The organism is Rhodoferax sp. GW821-FHT07F03, assembly GCF_059418745.1.
This window is the reverse complement of the sequence record NZ_JBWKQM010000016.1, coordinates 1-20,827: the sequence shown is the minus strand read 5'-3', so window position 1 is coordinate 20,827 and position 20,827 is coordinate 1. Positions and strand designations below refer to the sequence as shown.

Below are 20,827 nucleotides of genomic sequence, written 5' to 3'. Positions count from 1 at the left end.
GAATATGGACTTCTAGCGGCAGTTTTCAAGCCACCCTCGCCGCCTAAACCGCAGCAGGGCAGAAAAAATGCATCCACCCAGGATGCAACACTTCGACTCAGGCCTTCTTCGCGGCTTCGCGGTACACCAGGAGCGGCGGCTTGTTCTCGTCAATTGTGGATTCATCCACAACAACCTTGTCCACATTGTGGTTGGTGGGCAAATCAAACATCGTATCGATGAGCGACTGCTCCAGTATCGAGCGCAAACCACGCGCCCCCGTCTTGCGCGCCAGAGCCTTCTTGGCAATGGCCTTCAAGGCAGATGGGCGAATTTCCAAATCCACACCCTCCATGGCCAGCAACTTGCTGTATTGCTTCACCAAAGCGTTCTTGGGCTCCGTCAGGATCTGAACCAGCGCGTCTTCACTTAGTTCCGCCAGGGTAGCCACCACGGGCATACGCCCGACCAGTTCGGGAATCAAACCGAACTTGATCAAATCCTCCGGCTCCACCTCGCGAAACACCTCGGTCAGGCTGCGTTGCTCCTTGCTTTTGACAGAAGCGCCAAAGCCAATACCCGAGGACTCGGTGCGGTTACCAATGACTTTTTCAAGTCCAGAGAAAGCGCCACCCAGAATAAACAGAATATTGGTCGTATCGACCTGCAAAAAATCCTGGTTAGGATGTTTGCGCCCACCCTGTGGGGGCACACTGGCCATCGTACCTTCGATGAGTTTCAACAAGGCCTGCTGCACACCTTCGCCAGACACGTCTCGGGTAATGGAGGGGTTGTCCGATTTTCGTGAAATCTTGTCGATTTCGTCGATATACACAATGCCGCGCTGGGCACGCTCAACTTCGTAGTTGCAGCTTTGCAGCAGCTTGGCCACGATGTTTTCCACGTCTTCACCCACATAGCCGGCTTCCGTCAGCGTGGTCGCGTCCGCCATCACAAACGGCACATCCAGCATGCGCGCCAATGTTTGCGCCAGCAAGGTCTTCCCGGAACCCGTAGGGCCTATCAGGAGAATATTGCTCTTGGCCAACTCGACATCGTCCTTCTTGGCACTTTCCTTGTGGCGCAGGCGCTTGTAATGGTTGTAAACCGCAACGGCCAAAGTCCGCTTGGCAACATTCTGGCCAATAACATAGTTATCAAGGTTGTTCTTGATATCCAGCGGCGTAGGCAGCGCAGCTCCGGCCTCGCGAGACTCGGTCCCGGCGGGCAGCTCATCACGGATGATGTCGTTGCACAGGTCGATACATTCGTCACAAATGAATACCGACGGTCCTGCGATCAGCTTCTTGACTTCATGCTGGCTTTTGCCACAGAAGGAGCAGTACAGAGTTTTTTCGCTGGAGGAGCCTTTTTTTTCGGCCATGGAGAAATGCCTTTTCAGTCGTTGCTGAATGATAACCAAATAAAAACGGCGCTTTCTTTTCCAGAAAACGCCGTTAGGGGCCGCAAAGCCTCTTGTTTTATGCTCAGGGCCGCTTGCTGATCACCTCGTCCACCAAGCCATAGGTCTTGGCTTCATCGGCAAACATGAAGTAGTCACGCTCCGTGTCGCGCTCGATCTTCTCGATGGGCTGACCGGTGCGCTCCGCCAGGATGCGGTTCAACTGGTCCCGGGTTTTCAAGATGTCACGCGCATGAATTTCGATATCAGTGGCCTGACCTTGCGCACCGCCCGAAGGTTGATGGATCATCACACGCGAATTTGGCAAGGAGAAACGCTTACCCTTGGCACCAGCCGCCAGCAAGAACGCGCCCATGCTGGCAGCCATGCCGACGCACAAAGTGGACACATCAGGCTTGATGAACTGCATGGTGTCGTAAATCGCCATACCAGCCGTCACGGAACCGCCAGGCGAGTTGATGTAGAACGAGATGTCCTTGTCGGGATTTTCACTTTCCAGGAACAGCAGCTGCGCCACCACCAGATTGGCGGTCTGGTCATTGACCGGGCCGACCAGGAAAATCACGCGCTCCTTGAGCAGGCGCGAATAAATATCGTACGAACGTTCACCACGCCCCGACTGCTCGATGACCATGGGCACCATGCCAAGGCCTTGAATTTCTTGTGTGCTATTACGGATGAACATGGTGTATTTACCTTATTGAAGAGCCATCACAAATAAATAAGGGCTTGCGCCAGAAACACAAGCCCTCTTTGTACCAAATCCGGCAGCAGACTAGTTCTGACCCATCAGCTCGTCAAATGCAACGGCCTTGTCAACGACCTGGGCCTTGCCCAGAACGAAGTCGGTCACATTGCTTTCAATCACGATGGCTTCGACTTCAGCCAGACGCTGGTTGTCGCTGTAGTACCAACGCACGACATCGGCTGGCTTCTCGTAGCTGGAAGCCAGCTCTTCGATATGGGCCTTGATTTGTTCCGTCGTGGCTTGCAGAGCATTACTGCGAACCAGTTCTGCAACCACCAGGCCCAGACGCACGCGACGCTCCGCCTGGGGACGGAACACGTCATCAGGGATCGGCGCCTTGTCAGCGTCCTTGATGCCGCGTTGCTTCAGGTCAGCACGTGCGGACTCGACCATGCGGTTCAGTTCCGACTGCACGCTGGCGTTTGGCAGATCGAGTTCAGCCTTGGCAATCAGCGCATCCATCACGGCTTGCTTGTTGCGCGCCAACACGCGGAACTTGACTTCGCGCTCGAGGTTCTTGCGGATATCGGCACGCAGACCTTCGACGGTGGCGTCGGCGATGCCCAGCGACTTAGCCAAAGCCTCATTCACTTCTGGCAGGTGGGCAGCTTCGATCTTGTTGACCGTGACCATGAAGTCAGCTTGCTTGCCAGCCACGTCCTTGCCATGGTAGTCGGCAGGGAATGCCAGAGGGAAAGTACGGCTTTCACCGGACTTCATGCCACGCACGGCGTCTTCGAATTCCTTCAGCATCTGGCCTTCGCCAACCAGGAATTGGAAGGCTTCAGCCTTGCCGCCCTGGAAAGTTTCGCCATCGATCTTGCCTTCGAAGTCAACAGTCACGCGGTCACCATCTTCAGCGGGGGCATCGGCCGCGCGCTGTGCGAAGGTGCGGCGCTGTTTGCGCAGAATTTCAACCGTCTTGTCGATCGCGCCGTCGTCCACAACGGCGGAAATCTTTTCCACCTGGGCAGTTGCCAGATCACCGATCTTGACTTCAGGGAACACTTCGAAGATGGCGTCAAAAGCCATTTGACCTTCGGGGGATTGTTCGTTTTCACTGATACGGGGCTGGCCGGCCACACGCAACTTGGCTTCATTGGCAGCAACAGCAAAAGCCTCGCCCACCTTGTCGTTCATCACTTCGTAATGCACGGAATAACCATAGCGCTGCGCCACCACGTTCATGGGCACTTTGCCTGGACGGAAGCCGTCCATCTTGACAGTGCGCGCCATCTTCTTGAGACGGGTAGCCACTTCGTTCTGGATCACTTCCACTGGCAGGGACAACGTAATCTTACGTTCCAGCTTTTCTAGGGTTTCAACAGTAACTGCCATCAGGGTCTCGTATAAAAAAGTGTGGTGCGCGGGGGGGGACTCGAACCCCCACACCATTGCTGGCGTCAGGACCTAAACCTGGTGCGTCTACCAATTTCGCCACCCGCGCAAATACAGAACTAAACAGACGACTAAACAAGGCACCCAATAGCGCATCGCATAAAACCGTCTGCTGGAAATCGGTCAGCCCTCTATTTTAGCGCGCTTCAAACCCGATTTTTAGCGTACCCCGGAAACCGCCGTTGGGCGGTTCAAGGGCGGCCTTCGTGGCTTGCTGGGCGCTTCACCCGGAACCAGGCGGCATACATGGCAGGCAAAGACAGCAGGGTCAGCACCGTTGCCACAATCAACCCGCCCATGATGGCGACCGCCATGGGCCCCCAGAACACCGAGCGCGATAACGGAATCATGGCCAGCACGGCCGCTGCGGCGGTCAGCACAATTGGCCGCAGACGCCCCACGGCGGACTCGACGATCGCATCCCAGGTCGGCACGCCACGGGCCCGCTCATGCTCGATCTGGTCGATCAAAATCACCGAATTTCGCTGGATCATGCCCATCAACGCGATCACGCCCAACAAGGCCACGAAGCCAAAAGGACGTCCCAGCGCCAGCAGCGCACCCGCCACGCCGGCAATGCCCAGCGGACCGGTCAAAAACACCAGCATGGCCCGGCTGAAGCTCTGCAGTTGCAGCATGAGCAAGGTAAACGTCAAAAACAGCATGACAGGGACGCCCGCCACGATGGAATCCGAGCCCTTGCTACTCTCCTCCACTGCACCTGCCACCTCAATGCGGTAGGCAGTCAAGCCCTTGGCCGCCCATTGTGCTTCCAGCTTTTTCAATGCCGGCAGCAGCTCGTTGGTGACCGTGGCACCCTGCAATCCCTCGGGGATATCTGCCTGCACCGTGATAGCGAAGTCGCGGTTTTCACGCCACATCACACCCGGCTCCCAATCGAACACGGGCTGGGCCACCTGTAGCAAGGGGACGGATTGACCCGTCGCCGTGGGCAAATAGGCATTGCCAATATCGGTGATGACGCTGCGCTCGTCCAAGGGCTGGCGCATGACAATGTCGATCAGCTTGTCACCCTCACGGAACTGCCCGACCGTGGTGCCGCTCAGAATGGTCTTGGCTGCCTGCGCAATGGACTGGCTGCTCACACCCAGCGCCAAAGCCTTGGTCTGGTCGATCTGCAAACGCATGACCTTGACCGACTCATTCCAGTTGTCATTCACTCCGCGCGTATTGGCGCTCTCGCGCATCACCGCCTTGACCTCGTCCGCGCGCAGGCGCAAAACCTTGGGGTCGGCGCCGACAACTCGGAACTGCACCGGATAGGACACCGGTGGGCCGGTGGACAAAAGCTTGGTGCGGCCCCGGACTTCCGGGAATTCGGCGGCCAGCAAAGCCGGCAGCTTGGCGCGCAGAATTTCGCGCTGCTGCAGGTCCTTGGACATAAGAAGGAACTGCGTCACGTTCGTCTGGGGAAATATCTGGTCCAGCGGCAAGAAGAAGCGCGGCAAGCCCGAACCTACCCATTCGGTCACCGTGCTCACACCCGGCTCCTTGAGCAAACGGGCTTCCAGGCGCTTGGTGGTCGCCTCGTTGGCCGCGAAAGAGGTGCCCTCGGGGAACCAGATGTCGATCAATATCTCCGGCCGGCTGGAATCCGGAAAGAACTGCTGTTGCACCCGCCCCATGCCCACAATACCCAGGGCAAAAATCAGCAGGGTGGCCGCGATCGTGAGCCAGCGGTGCAGCACGCACCAATGCACCAGGCGGCGAAAACGGTTGTAAAAGGGCGAGTTGAACGTTTCATGAACGACAGGCTCCTCACCCGACTGTGCAGCTTGGATATGCGGCGGGGCCTTGAGCAGCAACACCCCCAGGTAGGGCACGAAGTACACCGACACCACCCAGCTGATCAGCAAAGCCAGCACGGTCACGGCAAAAATGGCAAAGGTGTATTCACCCGTGGTGGACTTGGCGATGCCAATGGGCAAAAAGCCGGCCGCCGTAATCAACGTGCCTGTCAGCATGGGCATGGCGGTAATCTCGTACGCGAAGGTGGCCGCGCGCACCTTGTCGTAGCCCTCCTCCATCTTGCGCACCATCATCTCCACGGCAATGATGGCGTCGTCCACCAGCAGACCCAGCGCAATGATCAGCGAGCCCAGCGAAATCTTGTGCAGACCGATTCCCCAGTACCACATGCCCAGAAAGGTCACGCCCAGCACCAGCGGAATGGTGATGGCCACCACCAGGCCTGGCCGTATGTCCAGGGTGTAGCTACGCCAGAATGGGTGGCTGCCAGGACGCTTGTGCAGGCCCAGGCTGATGAAGCTGACCGCCAGCACGATCACCACGGCTTCGACCAATACGTGGATGAACTCGTTGACCGAAGTACTCACCGTCTTGGGTTGGTCCTGCACCTGGGCCAGCAACACGCCAGCGGGCAAATTTGCACCAATCTTCTTGACGGCAAGGTCCAAGGCCTTGCCCATGGCAATGATGTCCCCACCCTTGGCCATGGACACACCCACGGTAATCACCTCCTTGCCCTGGTGGCGCACCTTGACGCTCGGCGGATCTATATAGCCACGACGAACATCGGCAAGATCCCCCAGGCGGAACTGGCGACCGGACGCCACGGCCGGCCGGATAGGCATGGCGCGTAACTGGTCCAACGATGCAAACTGCCCGGCCACGCGCACCTGCACCACGTCCAGTGGGGTCTGTACCGTGCCGGCGCTCTCCACCGCGTTCTGCTGGCCCAGCTGGGCCAGCACCTGGTTCAAATCCAGCCCCAACTGGGCCAGGCGCTTTTGGGATATCTCGATGTAGACCTTCTCATCCTGCACACCGAAGAGATCCACCTTGGCCACGTCCGGTACGCGCAGCAGTTGCTGGCGCACATCGTCGGCAAAATCCTTCACCTCGGCGCTACTGAAGCCGTCCGACTCCAGCGCGTAAATCACGCCATACACGTCACCAAAATCGTCATTGAAAAACGGCCCCTGCACACCGGGCGGCAAGGTGTAACGCATGTCGCCGATCATCTTGCGCACGACGTACCAGCTGTTGGTGACGTCATTGCCGCGGATTGCCTCCTTCACATAAAAGATGATCTGCGACTCGCCCGGCTTGGAATAGCTGCGAATCTTGTCGGCATACGGCACCCCCTGCAGGGTGCGCTCCAACTTGTCCGTCACCTGCTCGGCCACCTGCTGGGTCGTCGCCCCGGGCCAATAGGTGCGCACCACCATTGCACGGAAAGTAAAAGGCGGGTCCTCATCTTGCCCCAGCTGGAAATAGGAGGCAAAGCCCAACACCATCAGCACCACCATCAGGTAGCGGGTCAGCGCCGCGTGCTCCAGCGCCCATTTGGAAAGATTGAAGCCCGGCTTGGCCGGAGTGGAATGGTCGGCTTGTGTCATCTAAAAACTCACTTGGCCGCTGAAGCCGACAGGGCCGCAGGAGTTGCACTTGCTGCAGAATTCATAGCTGCTTGCGCACGTATATCCTGCGCTACAGGCTCTTTTGGCACGTAAACCGAAACCTTCTGCCCCGGGGCCAGCACATGCACACCGGCCGTCACCACCTGCATGCCCGGCGCCAGGCCGCTGGCCAGCACCACCTCGTTACCGTCGGCCGTGGCCACCACCACGGGCTGCGACTTCACCGTCATGCTGGCGGTATCCAGCACCCAGACCGCCGTGCTGCCATTGGCTTCCTGCTTGAGGGCGCTGGTGGGCAGCTTGATCACCGGCACGCCACCGCGGGTCAGCGATGCCAGCACCACCGATACCGTGGTACCCAGGGGCGGCGCCGTCTGCGCATCGATCGCCACCTTGACCAGGAAGGTCCGGGTCGCCGGATCGGCACTGGCCGCCACCTCACGCACCGTACCGGCCAGCTTGGTGTCTGAGGACCAGACCCGCACCTCCACGGCCGAGCCCAGCTTGACGCTGGCAACCCGGTCCTCCGGCACCGAGAACACCACGTCGCGCGCACCGTCCCGGGCCACCTTCAGCACCGGCGCGCCGCCGGCCACCACCTGGCCGGGCTCGGCAGACACCGCTGTCACCACGCCAGCCACATCCGACACCAGGCGGGTGTAGGCCGCCTGATTGCCCTGGGAAGATAGCTGCGCCTGGGCCTGCTCCACCTGGGCCTGGGCAGCCTTGAGCGTGCTGTCGCGCCGCTCCAGCTCGGCGCTGCTGATGAAGTTCTGGTCCTTCAGCTCTTTGTAGCGCTTGTAGTCGGCATTGGCCAGGTCGCGGTTGGTGGTGGCCGCAGCCACCTGGGCGCGGGCGGCATCGGCCGCCAGCTTGTAATCCTGCGGGTCCAACTGGGCCAACACCTGGCCCACTTTTACGCGCTGGCCCAGCTCGGCCTGGCGCTGGAGGATCTTGCCCGCCACCCGAAAGCCCAGCACCGACTCCACCTGCGGCCGCACCTCGCCCGCGAATTCAAACTGGGCCCCCATGTCACCCAGCGCCACCGTCATCACCTTGACGGCGCGCACCGGCTCGGGCGCCGACTGGGGCTTGGAGCAAGCAGCCACCAGCAGGGCCGCAGCGACCCAGATGGCGCCCATGCGGAACGACGGACGCAAAACATGCGACGAAGAAGAATGCTGGGGCATAACAAACCTACTGAAAACTGCGGGGGATTGAATTACTGACTGACTGGTTAGTAATTTATGGGAATGGGGCCAGCATGTCAAGCGACAATCCGGGCCGTGAAAGCCCTAGACCCATCCCAAAATGCTACCCCACAAACCACCAGCCACTACGAAAACTTCCCCGTAGCGTCCATCCTGTGCCCAGCCCGGCTGCGTCCGCCCATCGCGGCGATCTACTGGTTCGCCCGCACCGCCGACGACATCGCCGATGAAGGCACGGCCCCGCCACCGCAGCGCCTGGACGACCTGGCCGCCTACCGCGCCGATCTGGCCGCCGTGGCCGCGGGCCGCGCACCCTCGCCACGCTGGCAGCGGGTGTTTGTACCGCTGCAAGCCGCCATGGCGCAATTCGCCCTACCCGAGCAGCTGCTGGCCGACCTGCTCAGCGCCTTCACCCAGGATGTCATCAAGACCCGCGACCAGGCCGGCTACGCCGACCGCGCCGAGCTGCTGGACTACTGCCAGCGCTCCGCCGCCCCGGTCGGCCGCCTGCTGCTGCATCTGTATGGTGTGAACGATGCCACCTCCTTGCAGCACAGCGATGCCATTTGCAACGCCCTGCAGCTGATCAACTTCTGGCAGGACCTGAGCCTGGACCTGCCGCGCGGCCGCTACTACCTGCCACAAGACCGCAGCCTGCACCACGGCGTGGACGCGCAAGCCCTGCAACAAAACCCGCAAAGCCCCGCGCTCACCGCCCTGACCGCCGAGAACGTGGCCTGGGCCCGCGCGCTGATGGCCAGCGGCGCCCCGCTGGTGCACCGCGTGCCCGGCCGTGCCGGCTGGGAGCTGCGCCTGGTGGTGCAAGGCGGCCTGCGCATCCTGGACAAAATCGAGGCCCTGGGTTTCGCCACCCGCCACACCCGGCCGAAAGTCAGCGGCTGGGACGTGCCGCTGATGCTCTGGCGCGCCGTTTGGATGTGACAATCAGCCTCTATATATGACCCCCGAGCAATACGTCCAAGAAAAAGCCGCCTCGTCCGGCAGCAGTTTTTATTACGCCTTCCTGTTCCTGCCTAAGCAGCGGCGGGCCGCCATCACCGCTTTCTATGCCTTCTGCCGCGAGGTGGATGATGTGGTCGACGAAACCACCGACCCCGGCGTCGCCGCCACCAAGCTGGCCTGGTGGCAGACCGAAGTGAGCAGCGCCTTTGCCGGCAAACCCACCCACCCGGTGATGCAGGCCCTGATGCCGCTGGCGGCCGAGTTCAAGATCGAACCGCGCCACTTGCACGCCATCATCGATGGCTGCCAGATGGACCTGGAGCAGACCCGCTACCTGGACTTCCCCGGCCTGCAGCGCTACTGCCACCTGGTGGCCGGCGTGGTGGGTGAGGTGTCGGCGCAAATATTTGGCCAGACCGACCCCGCTACCACCCAGTACGCCCACACCCTGGGCCTGGCCTTCCAGATGACCAACATCATCCGCGACGTGGGTGAAGACGCCCTGATGGGCCGCATCTACCTGCCGGTGAACGAGCTGCAGCAGTTCGACGTGAAGGCGCATGAAATCCTCAAGCGCACCTATTCCGAGCGCTTCGTCGCCCTGATGCGCTTCCAGGCCGAACGCGCCCACGGCCTATACGAACAGGCCTTCGCCATGCTGCCCGCCGCCGACCGCCGCGCCCAAAAGCCCGGCCTGATGATGGCCAGCATCTACCGCACCCTGCTGCGCGAGATCGAGGCCGACAACTTCCAGGTGCTGCACCAGCGCGTCAGCCTGACGCCGCTGCGCAAGCTATGGCTGGCGTGGAAAGTCCAGGCGCTCAACAAATTATGAGTCTATGAACACCCCCAGGCTTGCCCACTGCGTGTGGCCTCCAACCCCCTTGCAGGGGGCGATACCAGCAGCCCGGCAAAGCCGGTTCTGCGGTATCTCGCGAATGGGCCAGGCGCAGCTTTTACCGACTTTTAGACTGTGAAGATCGCCATCGTCGGCGCAGGCTGGGCCGGCTTGGCCGCCGCCGTCACCGCCACCCAAGCGGGCCACCACGCTACAGTTTTCGAAGCATCTCGCGCACTAGGTGGGCGCGCCAGAGCCCTGTTTGACACAGAAAACCCGGACGACCTGGACAATGGCCAACACATCCTCATTGGCGCTTACGCCGAAACCCTGCGGCTGATGGAAATCGTGGGCGTGGATGCTGACCAAGCCCTGCTGCGCCTGCCGCTGACCCTGCTGTTCCCCGACGGCCAGGGCCTGCGCCTGCCCAGTCTGCCCGCGCCCTTCGACGCCATGGCGGGCATCCTGTGCGCACGCGGCTGGGGCTGGGCCGACAAGGCAACTCTGCTGCGTACCGCCGTAGGCTGGCAGTTAACCGGCTTCCGCTGCCGGGCAGAACAGTCGGTGGCTGATCTGTGCGCACCACTCACGCCGCGCGTCACGGCCGAGCTGATCGAACCGCTGTGCGTGGCCGCGCTCAACACCCCGGCCGCGCAATCCAGCGGCCAGGTGTTTCTGCGGGTGATCAAGGATTCGCTGTTTGGCGCACCGGGTGGATCGAACCTGCTGCTGCCCCGGGTGGACCTGGGCGCCCTGTTCCCCCTGCCCGCCGTGGACTGGCTGCAGCGGCATGGCGCCAGCGTTAAAACCGGGCAGCGCGTGCACCACATTGCCCCCGAAGGCAGCCAATGGTGGGTGGATGGCGCCGCCTTCGACCACCTGCTGCTGGCTTGCCCACCCTGGGAGGCCGCACGCCTGGTCGCGGCCAGCGGTATCGCGGGTACAGCGGCCGATGCCTGGCTGCAGCACACCCAGGCCCTGCAGTTTGAGGCGATAGCCACCGTCTACGCCCATAGCGGCACGCGGCTGGCCCAACCCATGCTGTCGCTGCGCGGCGATGCTTCAAACCCTGCCCAGTTTGTGTTTGACCGCGGCCAGCTTGGCGGCCCGGCCGGCCTGCTGGCCTTTGTGGCCAGCGCCAGCCAGGGCGACCGGCAAGCGCTGGAGGATGCGGTCATCGCCCAGGGCAAGGCGCAGCTGGGTCTGCGCGATCTGCGCCCCCTGCGCACCGTGGTGGAAAAGCGCGCCACCTTTGCCTGCACGCCCGGTCTGCAACGCCCGGCGCAACATATTGCGCCTGGCCTGAACGCCTGCGGCGACTACGTGGACGGGCCCTACCCCGCAACGCTAGAGGGCGCAGTGCGCAGCGGCATGGCGGCTGCGCAGTCACTACCCGCTCAAGCCTGAGCCAACCAACTTAGGCGCGTTCCTTGTACTGGTCGCGCAGGGCCTTGATCTGGTCGTGGTTTGCCTGGGTACCCCTCATCTGGCGCTCAACCAGTACGCGCACGTCGTTCGGCAACACGTGCTTCATGGCCTTGCGGTAGTGCGCCAGAGCCATGTCCTCGCCGCGCTCGCACTCGTCCAGGATCGCGTAGTCGCTATTACCGCTGAGCAGGCCACGCACAGCGGCCCAGCCCCGCTGCACCGCACCACCGGCGGTACCGCCTTCTTCCGGCGTGCCACCGAGGTCCAGCACCTGCGCATACAGCTCCAGCGCCGCCGACGTGCACTCCTTGGAACGCTGCTCAAAAATGGCTTTCAGCTCGGGGTTTGACGTGCGACTGGCACAGGCGTTAAAGCCGTATTCACCGTCGCGACATGTCTCCAACAGCTCGTTGAGCGTGGAAACCACGGCTTGGTCGATATCGGATGTGGTTTGCATACTTGACTCCTTAGGGAAATGGAACACATAGGACCGACTCGGCCCATGGAGTCCATCTTGGACCTGTTGGCGGCCGATGTACGTCAGCCATACAAGTGCATGCCCGTAGGAGGATGCCCCGCATCCCAGCGGTCAAGAGCAGCCAAATAGCTATAAATTAAATAGCTACCTGCGCATACGGGATGTGCGCAAACACCATTATTTTCATTATTTTTTCTGCGGCAAATAGGCCGTGGCCTCCACCTCCACCAGCACCGCGTCGCTGGGCAAAAAGCGCGACACCTCCACCACGGTGCTGACCGGCGGCTCGGTGAAAAACCGGCTGCGCACGCGGTTGTAGTGGGGGTAGTCGCGCAGGTCGCGGAAGTACTGCACCAGCTTGAATACGTCGGACATCTGCCCGCCCTCGGCCTCGATCAGTTGGCGGATGCGCTCCAGCACAAACCAGCTCTGCGTCAGGATGGGCGCCTCGAAGATGTCCACCGACATCTGGCCGGTTTCGCCGAGTTGGGCGCGCACGGCGGGCGGCACGTCGGCATAGCTGGACACCACCTTGCGCGCCACCGGGTCCACCGCGATCACGCCGCTCATGAAGATGAAATCACCCGCGCGTTTGCAGGCGGCATAGTTGGCCAGCGGCTGGCCTATGGGTTGGCTGGATGTAGAGGTGTTGCTCATGGCATGGCTCTCAAGGTATGCGCCACCCGCTGCAGAAAGCGGCTGCAGTCCTCGCGGGTGACGTGGTTCATGTTGTACATCTGCAGCCAGGTGGTGCGGCAGCGCAGGGCAAAGGTGGCGCGCAGGCCACGCAGAAACAGGCGCCGCCCGGGGTTGCCGATGGCGAACAACCACCAGCGTGGCGAGCCGCTGGTGGTCACCACTGTCAGCCGGCGGATATGGCGCATGCCGGCCTGGGCCGGCAGCCCCCTGGACTTGGCTGGCAAAAAGGCCACGCCCGGCAGCCAGACACGCTCCAACCAGCCCTTGAGCATGGCCGGCGGGCCGTAAAACCAGGTAGGGAAGACGAACACCAGGTGCTCAGCCCAGCGGATGTTGTCCACATGCTGGGCCACCCGCGCCTGCAGCAGGCCGGTGTTATCCAGATAGGCCACGCGCTCCTCGCAGCTCATGACGGGCTGGAAGTTCTCGGCATACAGGTCGGTACGGCGCATTTCGTGACCGGCCTCGCTCAGCGCCTGGCAGGTGGTATGGAACAGAGCCGTGTTGAAGCTCTGCGGATTGGGGTGGCAATGGACAACCAAGGTGCGCACGGCAAGATAACCATTCACGCTGGGCCAGCAAGCTGGGGCCCAGGCCAGGCCTGGCGAGGCGGTGAAGAAACCGGGTACCAGCCCATCGCCAGGCAGGTGGCCAGTACCCGGTAAGAAAAAAACCTTAGCCGCCCAGCGCCTGCCCGCCACGCAGCACCGTGCGCTGGCGCGCGCGCGGGGTCAGCAGCTCGTAGCCGCTGCGCGCGGCCAGCACCACCAGGTCGGCCGGGCAGCCAGGGGCGATGCGGCCGTCCCAGGCCAGGCCCAGGGCGGCGGCCGGGTGGGTGGTGATGCTGGCCAGCCAGTCCTGCGCCGGCGCCAGGTGAGCCATCTGCACACCCAGGGCAAAGCTGTCCAGCAGGTCGTAGCTGCCATAGGGGTAAAACGCGTCTGCTACGTTATCTGTAGCTATACACGCAGGTATTCCGTGCGCCGCAGCCTCTTTTAACCTTGTAATCCCGCGCTCCACCGGCGTGCCATCCCAGGCGCCTTGCAGGTACAGATTGGTGGTGGGCAGGGCCACTATGTGGATGCCGGCCTGGGCGCACAGAGCGAGCGTGTCCTGCGCCTGGGCCACGGGCTGGGCGGACAAGGAACACACATGGCCGCACACCACCCGGCCCTGCAGACCGTAGTCCAGCGTGAGCTGCGCAATGCTGTGCAAGCCGGTGGCGTCTGCGTCCAGACCTTCGTCCACATGGAAGTCCAGCGCCAGGCCGTACTGCCGGGCCAGTGTGAACACGCGCTGCAGCTTGGCCTGCAAATCGGCATTGCGGTAGACAAAAGCGCCCAGCACACCGCCGCCCGCGCGCACCGCCTGGGCGATGGCATCGCCCGTGGCGGCATCGGCAAACAAGTCCAGCGGGGTCAGCGACACCCATTGCAGATCGACGCGGCCACGCCAGGCAGCCTGCACTTGGGCGAACACCGGCAAGGCGGCAGGCGCAGCGGCCTGCTCCCAGTTCAGGTGCGTGCGCATGGCACGGGTGCCGCAGGCATAGGCCTCCTGCAGGGCACGCTCCATGCGCGGCTGCAGCGTGGCCACACCCTCGTCTGCCATGAAGCGGCCCATGCGGGTAATGGCGGTCATCAGGTCACCCTCGGCGCCGCCTACGGACTCGACCGCGTAGTTCTTATCCAGATGCACATGGGCATCAACGCAGGCGCTGAGCAACATGCCCTGGGGCGGGCCGGCCACCGGGGTGATCGCAGCCACTACCGGGCCCTGGAGGGTGATATCAAATGCCTGGTCGGCGGGCGTATCAGACGCGAAGCCGCGCAGGCACAAAGGGATGGCTAGGCTGTGGAACTGCATAGGGCTATAGCGGCAGGCCGTGCTGTGGGCGCAAGGTGTCCAGCGGCAGGCTGGAGACCTCTTGCAGCATGCGCACCAACTGCTGGGCGGCGGCCTCGATCACGCGCAAGCCCTTGTCGGCCGTGGCCAGCGTGGCGTTGCCGGCGGCGCCCATGGGGTTGTAGTCCTGGATCTGCCAGGCCAGCTTGGCGCTGCGGCCATCGCCCACCAGCGGGTAATCACGCGCGCGCTGCTGGGCGCTGGAGACAAAGTCGCGCGCCTGCGCCATGTCCACGTATTCGGGGCGGGTGGCCAGCAGCATGGAGGTTTCCATGTCGCCAGCGTGGATGCCGAAGCGGTGCTCCTCGGGGCTGAACAGCGACTCCACCTCGGCCGGCAGCGGCAGGCTGAACCAGTTGCTGCTGAACACCTGCATGCCGTGGCGCACGCGCAGGTCGCGCGCCACGATGTCCATCACCGTAATCTGCCCGCCGTGCGAGTTGAACAGCACCAGCTTGCGGATGCCGGTGCGCGCCACGCAGTCGCCCAGCTCCATCCAGACGCGGATCAGCGTCTCCACGCCCAAGGTCAGCGTGCCCGGAAAAGCCTGGTGCTCGTTGCTCTTGCCGACCTGCTGGGTGGGCAAGAACAGCACCGGCAGATCGGCGGGCAGGCGCGGCACGGCGGAGGCGATCACGCTGTCCACAATGGTGGTGTCCACGCTCACCGGCAGGTGCGGGCCGTGCTGCTCAATGGCAGCCACCGGCAGCACCGCCACCACGGAACCCACATCGGCCGAGGCCTGGATGTGCGCGAAATCGAGGGTCGTCAAATCGGCCCAGAACGCTGACTTCAGCTGCATAGAGACATTCCCTTTTGTCGATTGAACACGTACTCAGGCCCGCGCCATGTCGGGCGTCCAGCCACGGGTCTTGCCGGGGTTCATCAGGCCATGCGGGTCAGCTTCTTTCTTGAAGTCGATCTGCGCCGTGTCGATGACCTTCATGCCGCCGTCTTCGATGGTGTAGACGTGGTTGTCAAACACCGCGCAGCCATCGGCCTCGAATTCGGCAATGATTTCGTACAGCCGTTCGCGGTCAAAGTAGGCCACCAGCGGCAGGCCGAACACCACAGGGCCGTGGCGGTCGCGGCCAAACTCGTGGTGCATCAGCACCTCGTTGTCCCAGTGCTGCATCTGGCGCTCGATCAACGCCACATCCAGCGGCCAGGCGTGGACGGTTTGCAGATTGGTCCAGCTGCGGTCGTGCCGCAAGGCCATCAGCGTGGTGTGGTTCCAGCCGCATTCAAATGCCGGTATCAGCTTCTGCGCGGTCAGCGCCTCTTCGGTCAGGGCCATGGTTTCCACGCCACCGTGCTGCGCCACCATGGCGCGCCAGCGCTCCAGGTAGTCGGGGTGAACCATGGAGAACACGGCGTCCCGGTCGGCCGGGAAACGCGCGCCAAAGGCCTCGGCGTAGTACGGGGCAAAGCGCCGCTCCACCGCGGTGATGAGAAAGGCGTCCAGCACATCGGCCTGGGGTGGCCCGCCGTCCAGCGGCACGGTCTGCGCCAGGGCTTCGGTCGCGGCCACACCCATGCGCAGGGCCTGGCCATAGCTTTCAAACAGGGCGATGTGGTGCACCCATTCCACGGCGGGCTGCAGGCCCAGCGTGAGGGTGGTGACGATGCCATTGGTACCAAAGGCGTGGTGCACCTTTTGAATGTCCGCGCCCTGCAGCGTGACGACGCGGGGCTCGGCCTCCACCGTCACCACGCGTACCTGGGTTACGTTGCCGGGGTCTTTCAGGATGCCGTTGCGCGCCGAGCCCACGCCGCCGTAGCCGCCGCCGATGAAGCCGCCAATGGTGGCGATGTCACGCGTGCTGGGGTACATCAGCAATTGCTGGCCGCCGGGCACACAAGGGTCCGCATGCACGGCCCGCTCCAGGTCCAGGATCAGGATGCCGGCCTCGCACTGCACCTGGCCGGGGCGGATGGACAGCACGCGGTTCAGCCCGGTCATGTCCAGAATCACCCCACCCTCCAGCGGCACACATTGGCCGTAGTTGCCAGTGCCGCCGCCGCGCAGCGTGAGCGTGATGCGGTGCCGCGCCGCCGCACTGGCCACGCGAATGACCTCGACCTCGTTCGCGGGCTTGACCCAGACCTCGCCCAGCTTGTCGCCCAGCGCCTCTTGAAGCAAGGGGCTGTACCAGAAGTAATCCTTGCTCTTGGTGCCAAGCAGGCCGGGGTTCTGCGACTGCTCAATGCCGGCAATATCGGCCAGGAAAGCCGTCAACGAAGCAGCGATAGAAGTGGCCAGAGTGGGGCTGGGCATGGGCGTCTACATCCTTTGTGCAACAAGGGCTTGGGGCAATTTACTTCAGCCATGCAACTTTCAGACCAATTGGTCAAACTCATCAGTCACATTTATTTGGCCCCCGCTGCGGCCAGCGCCCTACGTACACTCGGCCCACCTGAACGAACCGATTTCAACAGCTGTCATCCGCGCATGAGCCCACCTTCCTCCCCCTCTTCCGCAGCCCGGCCCGGGCGCGCGCAAATCATGGCGCAGATCCGCGAGGCAGCGATTGCCGAGTTCAGCCTGCACGGCTTCAAAGGCGTGTCCACCCAGATGATTGCCCAGCGCGCGGGCATCACCAAGCAGCAGCTGCACTACTACATCAAGGGCAAGGAGCATTTGTACGAAGAGCTGCTGTTTGGTCTGTTGAAAAAATGGACCGATGCCTTCACCTTCGACCACCATACCGAAGACCCGCGCCACACCCTGGCCCACTACATCCGCACCAAGCTCGATTACGCGCTGGACCAGCCCGAGCTGTCGCGCCTGTTCACCAATGAGGTGCTCAGCGGTGGCACCAATTTGGAGAAATACTGGCCAATAGCGGTGCGCGACACGAACAAGGCAGTCGCCGCCATCCAGCACTGGATGGACCGCGGCCTGATGCGCCGCATGGACCCGCATCTGCTGCTGATGCACATCTGGGCCATGACCCAGCACTATGCCGACTATGGCGTACAGGCCCGGGTGATGCTGGGGCTGGAGGCCAACGCTGCCCTGCCGCGCGAGCAGATCGCCGACGAGCTGGTAAACCTGGTTTTGCTCGGCTGCGGTCTACCGGCGCTGTAAGCCGCCAAGAAGGCGTAGCACGCCATCAGCGGTGGCTTGGCACATGTTTTGCGTAATTTGTCCAAGTGGTCAAACCGTCCAGTCTCTGGCGCGAATGACGCTTGTACCGGTTTCTCAACCCACTGCCACGACGGAGTCTTACCCATGTCCCTCGCACGCCGCACCTACCCACCCGCCCTAAGCCGCTTATTCGCCACCGCCCTGGCCTGCATCGCCTGCGCCCCCGGGCTGACCCAGGCCCAGAGCACCGAAAAGTTCATCTACATGACCGACTGGTTTGCCCAGGCCGAGCACGGCGGCTTCTACCAGGCGATTGCCGACGGCACCTACAAAAAATACGGGCTGGACGTGACCGTCAAGATGGGTGGCCCGCAGGTCAACCAGATCCAGATCATGGCCGCCGGCCAGGCCGACTGCGTGATGGCCTCCAGCGACTTCCAGGTCATGCAGATCCGCGAAAGCGGCGTACCTATCGTGGCAGTGGCCGCCATGTTCCAGAAGAACCCGCAGGTCTTCGTGGCCCATGACGATGTAAAAAAGATGGAAGACCTGAAGGGCAAGACCCTGCTGATCTCGTCCACCGCAGGCCGCGACTACTGGGCCTGGGTCAAAGCCAAATACGGCCTGACTGACGCGCAGACACGGCCCTACACCTTCAACATCCAGCCCTTTCTGGCCGACAAGAACGTGGCCCAGCAGGGTTATCTGACCTCCGAGCCCTATGCCATCCAGAAGGCCGGCGTGAAGGCCACCACCCTGCTGTTCAGCGACTTTGGCTACCCCGCTTACTCCACCACCATCTCCTGCATGGAGAAGACGCTGAAGGACCGCAACAAGGCCGTGGCCGCCTTCGTCAAAGGTTCGGCCGAGGGCTGGAAGAACTACCTGAAAGACCCCGCCCTGGGCAACGCCCTGATCAAGAAAGAAAACCCTGACATGACCGATGACCAGCTGAGCTACAGCGTGGCCAAGCTGAAGGAAACCGGCCTGGTCACCGGTGGCGACGCGGCCACGCTGGGCATAGGCGTGATCACCGATGCGCGCGCCAAGGCCAGCTACGACTTCCTGGTCGGCGCCAAGCTGCTGGACCCAGCCAAGGTGCCGCTGGCCAAGGCCTACACCACCGAGTTCGTCAAAGACCTGAAGGTCATGCCCTAAGCGGCGTAGCAGTAGTACCCCAGGCCCCCACCATGACGAACATGCCACCACCCGTGCCCACGCCCGCCATCCCGGCCATCGAAGTGTTGTCCGCCGAGATGGTCTACCCGAACGGTACGCGGGCCCTGCAGCCGGTACAGCTGAGCGTGGCCGAGGGTGAATTCGTCACCCTGCTTGGCCCCTCGGGCTGCGGCAAAAGCACGTTGCTGAAAATGGTGGCCGGCCTGCTGCAGCCCAGCGATGGCCGCCTGTTGCTGTGGCGCAAGCCGGTGGACCAGATGCACGGCAGCGCGCACAAGCTGGCCTTTGTGTTCCAGTCTCCCACGCTGATGCCTTGGGCCAGCGTGGCCACCAATGTGCGCCTGCCGCTGGACCTGGCCGACGTGCCGCGCGCCCAGGCGCAAGAGCGGGTAGACGACGCCCTCGCTTTGGTCGGCCTCAGCGGCTTTGCGCAGGCACTGCCGCGCACGCTGTCGGGTGGCATGCAGATGCGCGTGTCCATCGCGCGCGGCCTGGCCACCCAGCCCGACTTGCTGCTGATGGACGAGCCCTTTGGCGCGCTGGACGAGATCACCCGCCACAAGCTGGACGCCGAGTTGCTGGAGCTGTGGCAGAAGAAAAAGCTCACCGTGGTGTTCGTCACCCACTCCATCCACGAAGCCGTGTTCCTGTCCACCCGCGTCGTCATGATGGCGGCACGGCCCGGCCGCGTGGTGGAGGAATTCCGCATCGACGAGCCCTACCCGCGCAAGGCGGACTTCATGGTCAGTCCGCAATTCAGCCGCTATGCCCAGCAGCTGCAGCACAGCCTGCTGCGCGCCAGCGAGGAGACCGCATGAAACCCACGCCCCTGCTCATGCGCGCCAACGTGCAGCGCGTTGCGTACCCCGGCATCATCGGCATCCTGGTGCTGGCCCTGTGGGAGGGTCTGGTGGTGGGGCTGGAGCTGCCGCCCTACCTGATACCGTCGCCCTTCCTGACCCTGCAGACCCTGGTGAGCGATAGCGCCGTACTGTTCGGTGCCCTGCTGGTCACGTTGAAGATCACCCTGCTGTCCTTCCTGATGGCCGTCGTGCTGGGCGTGCTGGTGTCGTTTGTGTTTGTGCAGAACAAGGCCATCGAGACCGCGCTGTTCCCGTACGCCGTGCTGCTACAGGTCACGCCCATCGTGGCCATTGCGCCGCTGATCATCATCTGGGTAAAGGACCCCACGCTGTCCATGGTGTTGTGCGCCACACTGGTGGCCCTGTTCCCCATCATCAGCAACACCACGCTGGGCCTGCGCAGCATAGACCCCGATCTGCAAAGCTACTTCCGCCTGAACCATGCCAGCCGCTGGAAGACCCTGTTCCGCCTGCGCATCCCCAGCGCCCTGCCGTATTTTTTTGGTGGGCTGCGCATCTCCAGCGGCCTGGCGTTGATAGGCGCAGTGGTGGCCGAATTTGTGGCCGGCACCGGCGGCACCGGCGGCGGCCTGGCCTACCAAATCCTGCAGGCGGGCTTCCAGCTCAACATCCCGCGCATGTTTGCCGCCCTGCTGTTGATCTCATTGACCGGCATCGCACTGTTCGCCGCCATGGCCTGGGCATCGCAGCGAACCCTGCGCGGCTGGCACGCCAGCGAAAACCCCGGTAGTTGAACTGCGCGCAGGCGGCGGCCTATGCCCGCCCGGAAACGAAAGCGCCACAGCGCAGACCTCCCCCTTTTTAGGGACAAGCGGTTACAGCTGCTTTCGTAAATTGCCTGGGAGCACGGGATAGGGGCGCATTTCGCGGCAAACTGCGGCCCTCCACAAGGTCCACGTCCACCCCATGCCCACCGATTTGACCGCCCTGCTCCAAGCATTCACCAGCACGAGCCGCCTGTACGAGTTGACCCTGGGTGCGCCAGAAGCCGCCTCCAGTAAGACCCCCAGCCTGCTGGTAGAAGCCTTCGCGGCCAGCGAATCGCTGCACAGCGTAGGCAGCCGCGACATCATCGCCCTGAGCACCCAGGCCGACATCGCCACCGACCAGCTGCTGGGCCAGCGCGCCAGCCTGCAGACCAGCCTGTCCGACGGCAGCCGCACCCCCTTCACCGGCCTGGTGGTGCAAGCCGCCCAGCT

Annotated in this window: 18 protein-coding genes, 1 tRNA gene and 1 pseudogene; 8 read left to right on the top strand and 12 right to left on the bottom strand. The window is 62.8% G+C overall.

What is annotated here, in order from left to right:
• Positions 1-97: 97 nt before the first annotated feature.
• From clpX to AC07R0_RS22195, 6 genes are all read right to left on the bottom strand, one after another.
• Positions 98-1,363: an ATP-dependent Clp protease ATP-binding subunit ClpX gene (gene clpX / locus AC07R0_RS22220; RefSeq protein WP_495106495.1), complete on the bottom strand. Its 1,266-nt coding sequence runs from the start codon at positions 1,361-1,363 to the stop codon at positions 98-100.
• A 103-nt stretch (positions 1,364-1,466) separates the two neighbouring features.
• Complete coding sequence (gene clpP / locus AC07R0_RS22215; protein ID WP_490593529.1) at positions 1,467-2,087, bottom strand: ATP-dependent Clp endopeptidase proteolytic subunit ClpP; 621 nt, start codon at positions 2,085-2,087, stop codon at positions 1,467-1,469.
• A gap of 90 nt (positions 2,088-2,177) precedes the next feature.
• Positions 2,178-3,488 (bottom strand): trigger factor, encoded by a 1,311-nt coding sequence (gene tig, locus AC07R0_RS22210; protein ID WP_495077342.1) that lies wholly within the window; start codon positions 3,486-3,488, stop codon positions 2,178-2,180.
• A gap of 22 nt (positions 3,489-3,510) precedes the next feature.
• Positions 3,511-3,597 (bottom strand) — tRNA-Leu (locus AC07R0_RS22205).
• A 142-nt stretch (positions 3,598-3,739) separates the two neighbouring features.
• A complete protein-coding gene (locus AC07R0_RS22200; protein ID WP_495106494.1) occupies positions 3,740-6,931 on the bottom strand; it encodes an efflux RND transporter permease subunit in 3,192 nt (1,063 codons plus the stop codon).
• 8 nt (positions 6,932-6,939) lie between these two features.
• Positions 6,940-8,142, bottom strand: coding sequence for an efflux RND transporter periplasmic adaptor subunit (locus tag AC07R0_RS22195; protein ID WP_495106493.1), 1,203 nt, complete (start codon positions 8,140-8,142; stop codon positions 6,940-6,942).
• A gap of 96 nt (positions 8,143-8,238) precedes the next feature.
• Between AC07R0_RS22195 and hpnC the strand changes: the two genes are divergently transcribed.
• The 3 genes from hpnC to hpnE all read left to right on the top strand — a co-directional run bounded on the left by hpnC (position 8,239) and on the right by hpnE (position 11,371).
• Complete coding sequence (gene hpnC / locus AC07R0_RS22190; protein WP_495106492.1) at positions 8,239-9,105, top strand: squalene synthase HpnC; 867 nt, start codon at positions 8,239-8,241, stop codon at positions 9,103-9,105.
• Between the two features lie 16 nt (positions 9,106-9,121).
• Complete coding sequence (gene hpnD, locus AC07R0_RS22185; protein WP_495077338.1) at positions 9,122-9,961, top strand: presqualene diphosphate synthase HpnD; 840 nt, start codon at positions 9,122-9,124, stop codon at positions 9,959-9,961.
• Between the two features lie 138 nt (positions 9,962-10,099).
• Entirely contained in the window at positions 10,100-11,371 is a 1,272-nt protein-coding gene (gene hpnE / locus AC07R0_RS22180) for a hydroxysqualene dehydroxylase HpnE (protein ID WP_495106491.1), read from the top strand.
• Between the two features lie 10 nt (positions 11,372-11,381).
• Here hpnE and AC07R0_RS22175 read toward each other — a convergent pair whose 3' ends face one another.
• The 6 genes from AC07R0_RS22175 to AC07R0_RS22150 form a co-directional block, all read right to left on the bottom strand.
• Positions 11,382-11,849, bottom strand: coding sequence for a ferritin-like domain-containing protein (locus tag AC07R0_RS22175; protein ID WP_495077336.1), 468 nt, complete (start codon positions 11,847-11,849; stop codon positions 11,382-11,384).
• Positions 11,850-12,056: 207 nt separating this feature from the next.
• On the bottom strand, positions 12,057-12,527 hold the full coding sequence (locus AC07R0_RS22170; RefSeq protein ID WP_495106490.1) for a RidA family protein: 471 nt from the start codon (positions 12,525-12,527) through the stop codon (positions 12,057-12,059).
• Positions 12,524-13,138: an NAD(P)H-dependent oxidoreductase gene (locus tag AC07R0_RS22165; RefSeq protein ID WP_495106489.1), complete on the bottom strand. Its 615-nt coding sequence runs from the start codon at positions 13,136-13,138 to the stop codon at positions 12,524-12,526. Before AC07R0_RS22165 ends, AC07R0_RS22170 begins: the two co-directional genes overlap by 4 nt.
• Positions 13,139-13,244: 106 nt before the next feature.
• Positions 13,245-14,435 carry an amidohydrolase family protein gene (locus tag AC07R0_RS22160; protein ID WP_495106488.1) on the bottom strand — a complete coding sequence of 397 codons (1,191 nt, stop codon included), beginning with the start codon at positions 14,433-14,435 and terminating at the stop codon, positions 13,245-13,247.
• A gap of 4 nt (positions 14,436-14,439) precedes the next feature.
• A complete protein-coding gene (locus tag AC07R0_RS22155) occupies positions 14,440-15,276 on the bottom strand; it encodes a creatininase family protein (protein ID WP_495106487.1) in 837 nt (278 codons plus the stop codon).
• A gap of 33 nt (positions 15,277-15,309) precedes the next feature.
• Positions 15,310-16,752: an FAD-binding oxidoreductase gene (locus tag AC07R0_RS22150; protein WP_495106486.1), complete on the bottom strand. Its 1,443-nt coding sequence runs from the start codon at positions 16,750-16,752 to the stop codon at positions 15,310-15,312.
• A 174-nt stretch (positions 16,753-16,926) separates the two neighbouring features.
• Between AC07R0_RS22150 and AC07R0_RS22145 the strand changes: the two genes are divergently transcribed.
• The 5 genes and pseudogenes from AC07R0_RS22145 to AC07R0_RS22125 form a co-directional block, all read left to right on the top strand.
• Complete coding sequence (locus AC07R0_RS22145; protein ID WP_495106485.1) at positions 16,927-17,565, top strand: TetR/AcrR family transcriptional regulator; 639 nt, start codon at positions 16,927-16,929, stop codon at positions 17,563-17,565.
• Positions 17,566-17,709: 144 nt separating this feature from the next.
• Positions 17,710-18,723, top strand: coding sequence for an ABC transporter substrate-binding protein (locus tag AC07R0_RS22140; RefSeq protein ID WP_495077329.1), 1,014 nt, complete (start codon positions 17,710-17,712; stop codon positions 18,721-18,723).
• 41 nt (positions 18,724-18,764) lie between these two features.
• Positions 18,765-19,562, top strand: a complete 798-nt coding sequence (locus AC07R0_RS22135; RefSeq protein WP_495077455.1) for an ABC transporter ATP-binding protein — start codon at positions 18,765-18,767, stop codon at positions 19,560-19,562.
• Positions 19,559-20,362, top strand: coding sequence for an ABC transporter permease (locus tag AC07R0_RS22130; protein WP_495106484.1), 804 nt, complete (start codon positions 19,559-19,561; stop codon positions 20,360-20,362). The genes AC07R0_RS22135 and AC07R0_RS22130 overlap by 4 nt, the downstream gene beginning before the upstream one ends.
• A 172-nt stretch (positions 20,363-20,534) precedes the next feature.
• A pseudogene (locus AC07R0_RS22125) lies at positions 20,535-20,827 on the top strand (type VI secretion system tip protein VgrG); the annotation flags it as partial.

What these genes read in the sequence shown, in the direction of transcription:
- AC07R0_RS22200 (WP_495106494.1), bottom strand. Translation starts at nt 6,931, where the DNA reads ATGACACAAGCCGACCATTCCACTCCGGCCAAGCCGGGCTTCAATCTT.
- clpP (WP_490593529.1), bottom strand. Translation starts at nt 2,087, where the DNA reads ATGTTCATCCGTAATAGCACACAAGAAATTCAAGGCCTTGGCATGGTG.
- AC07R0_RS22160 (WP_495106488.1), bottom strand. Translation starts at nt 14,435, where the DNA reads ATGCAGTTCCACAGCCTAGCCATCCCTTTGTGCCTGCGCGGCTTCGCG.
- AC07R0_RS22195 (WP_495106493.1), bottom strand. Translation starts at nt 8,142, where the DNA reads ATGCCCCAGCATTCTTCTTCGTCGCATGTTTTGCGTCCGTCGTTCCGC.
- tig (WP_495077342.1), bottom strand. Translation starts at nt 3,488, where the DNA reads ATGGCAGTTACTGTTGAAACCCTAGAAAAGCTGGAACGTAAGATTACG.
- AC07R0_RS22170 (WP_495106490.1), bottom strand. Translation starts at nt 12,527, where the DNA reads ATGAGCAACACCTCTACATCCAGCCAACCCATAGGCCAGCCGCTGGCC.
- hpnD (WP_495077338.1), top strand. Translation starts at nt 9,122, where the DNA reads ATGACCCCCGAGCAATACGTCCAAGAAAAAGCCGCCTCGTCCGGCAGC.
- AC07R0_RS22145 (WP_495106485.1), top strand. Translation starts at nt 16,927, where the DNA reads ATGAGCCCACCTTCCTCCCCCTCTTCCGCAGCCCGGCCCGGGCGCGCG.
- AC07R0_RS22130 (WP_495106484.1), top strand. Translation starts at nt 19,559, where the DNA reads ATGAAACCCACGCCCCTGCTCATGCGCGCCAACGTGCAGCGCGTTGCG.
- AC07R0_RS22140 (WP_495077329.1), top strand. Translation starts at nt 17,710, where the DNA reads ATGTCCCTCGCACGCCGCACCTACCCACCCGCCCTAAGCCGCTTATTC.
- AC07R0_RS22175 (WP_495077336.1), bottom strand. Translation starts at nt 11,849, where the DNA reads ATGCAAACCACATCCGATATCGACCAAGCCGTGGTTTCCACGCTCAAC.
- AC07R0_RS22135 (WP_495077455.1), top strand. Translation starts at nt 18,765, where the DNA reads ATGCCACCACCCGTGCCCACGCCCGCCATCCCGGCCATCGAAGTGTTG.
- AC07R0_RS22155 (WP_495106487.1), bottom strand. Translation starts at nt 15,276, where the DNA reads ATGCAGCTGAAGTCAGCGTTCTGGGCCGATTTGACGACCCTCGATTTC.
- AC07R0_RS22150 (WP_495106486.1), bottom strand. Translation starts at nt 16,752, where the DNA reads ATGCCCAGCCCCACTCTGGCCACTTCTATCGCTGCTTCGTTGACGGCT.
- clpX (WP_495106495.1), bottom strand. Translation starts at nt 1,363, where the DNA reads ATGGCCGAAAAAAAAGGCTCCTCCAGCGAAAAAACTCTGTACTGCTCC.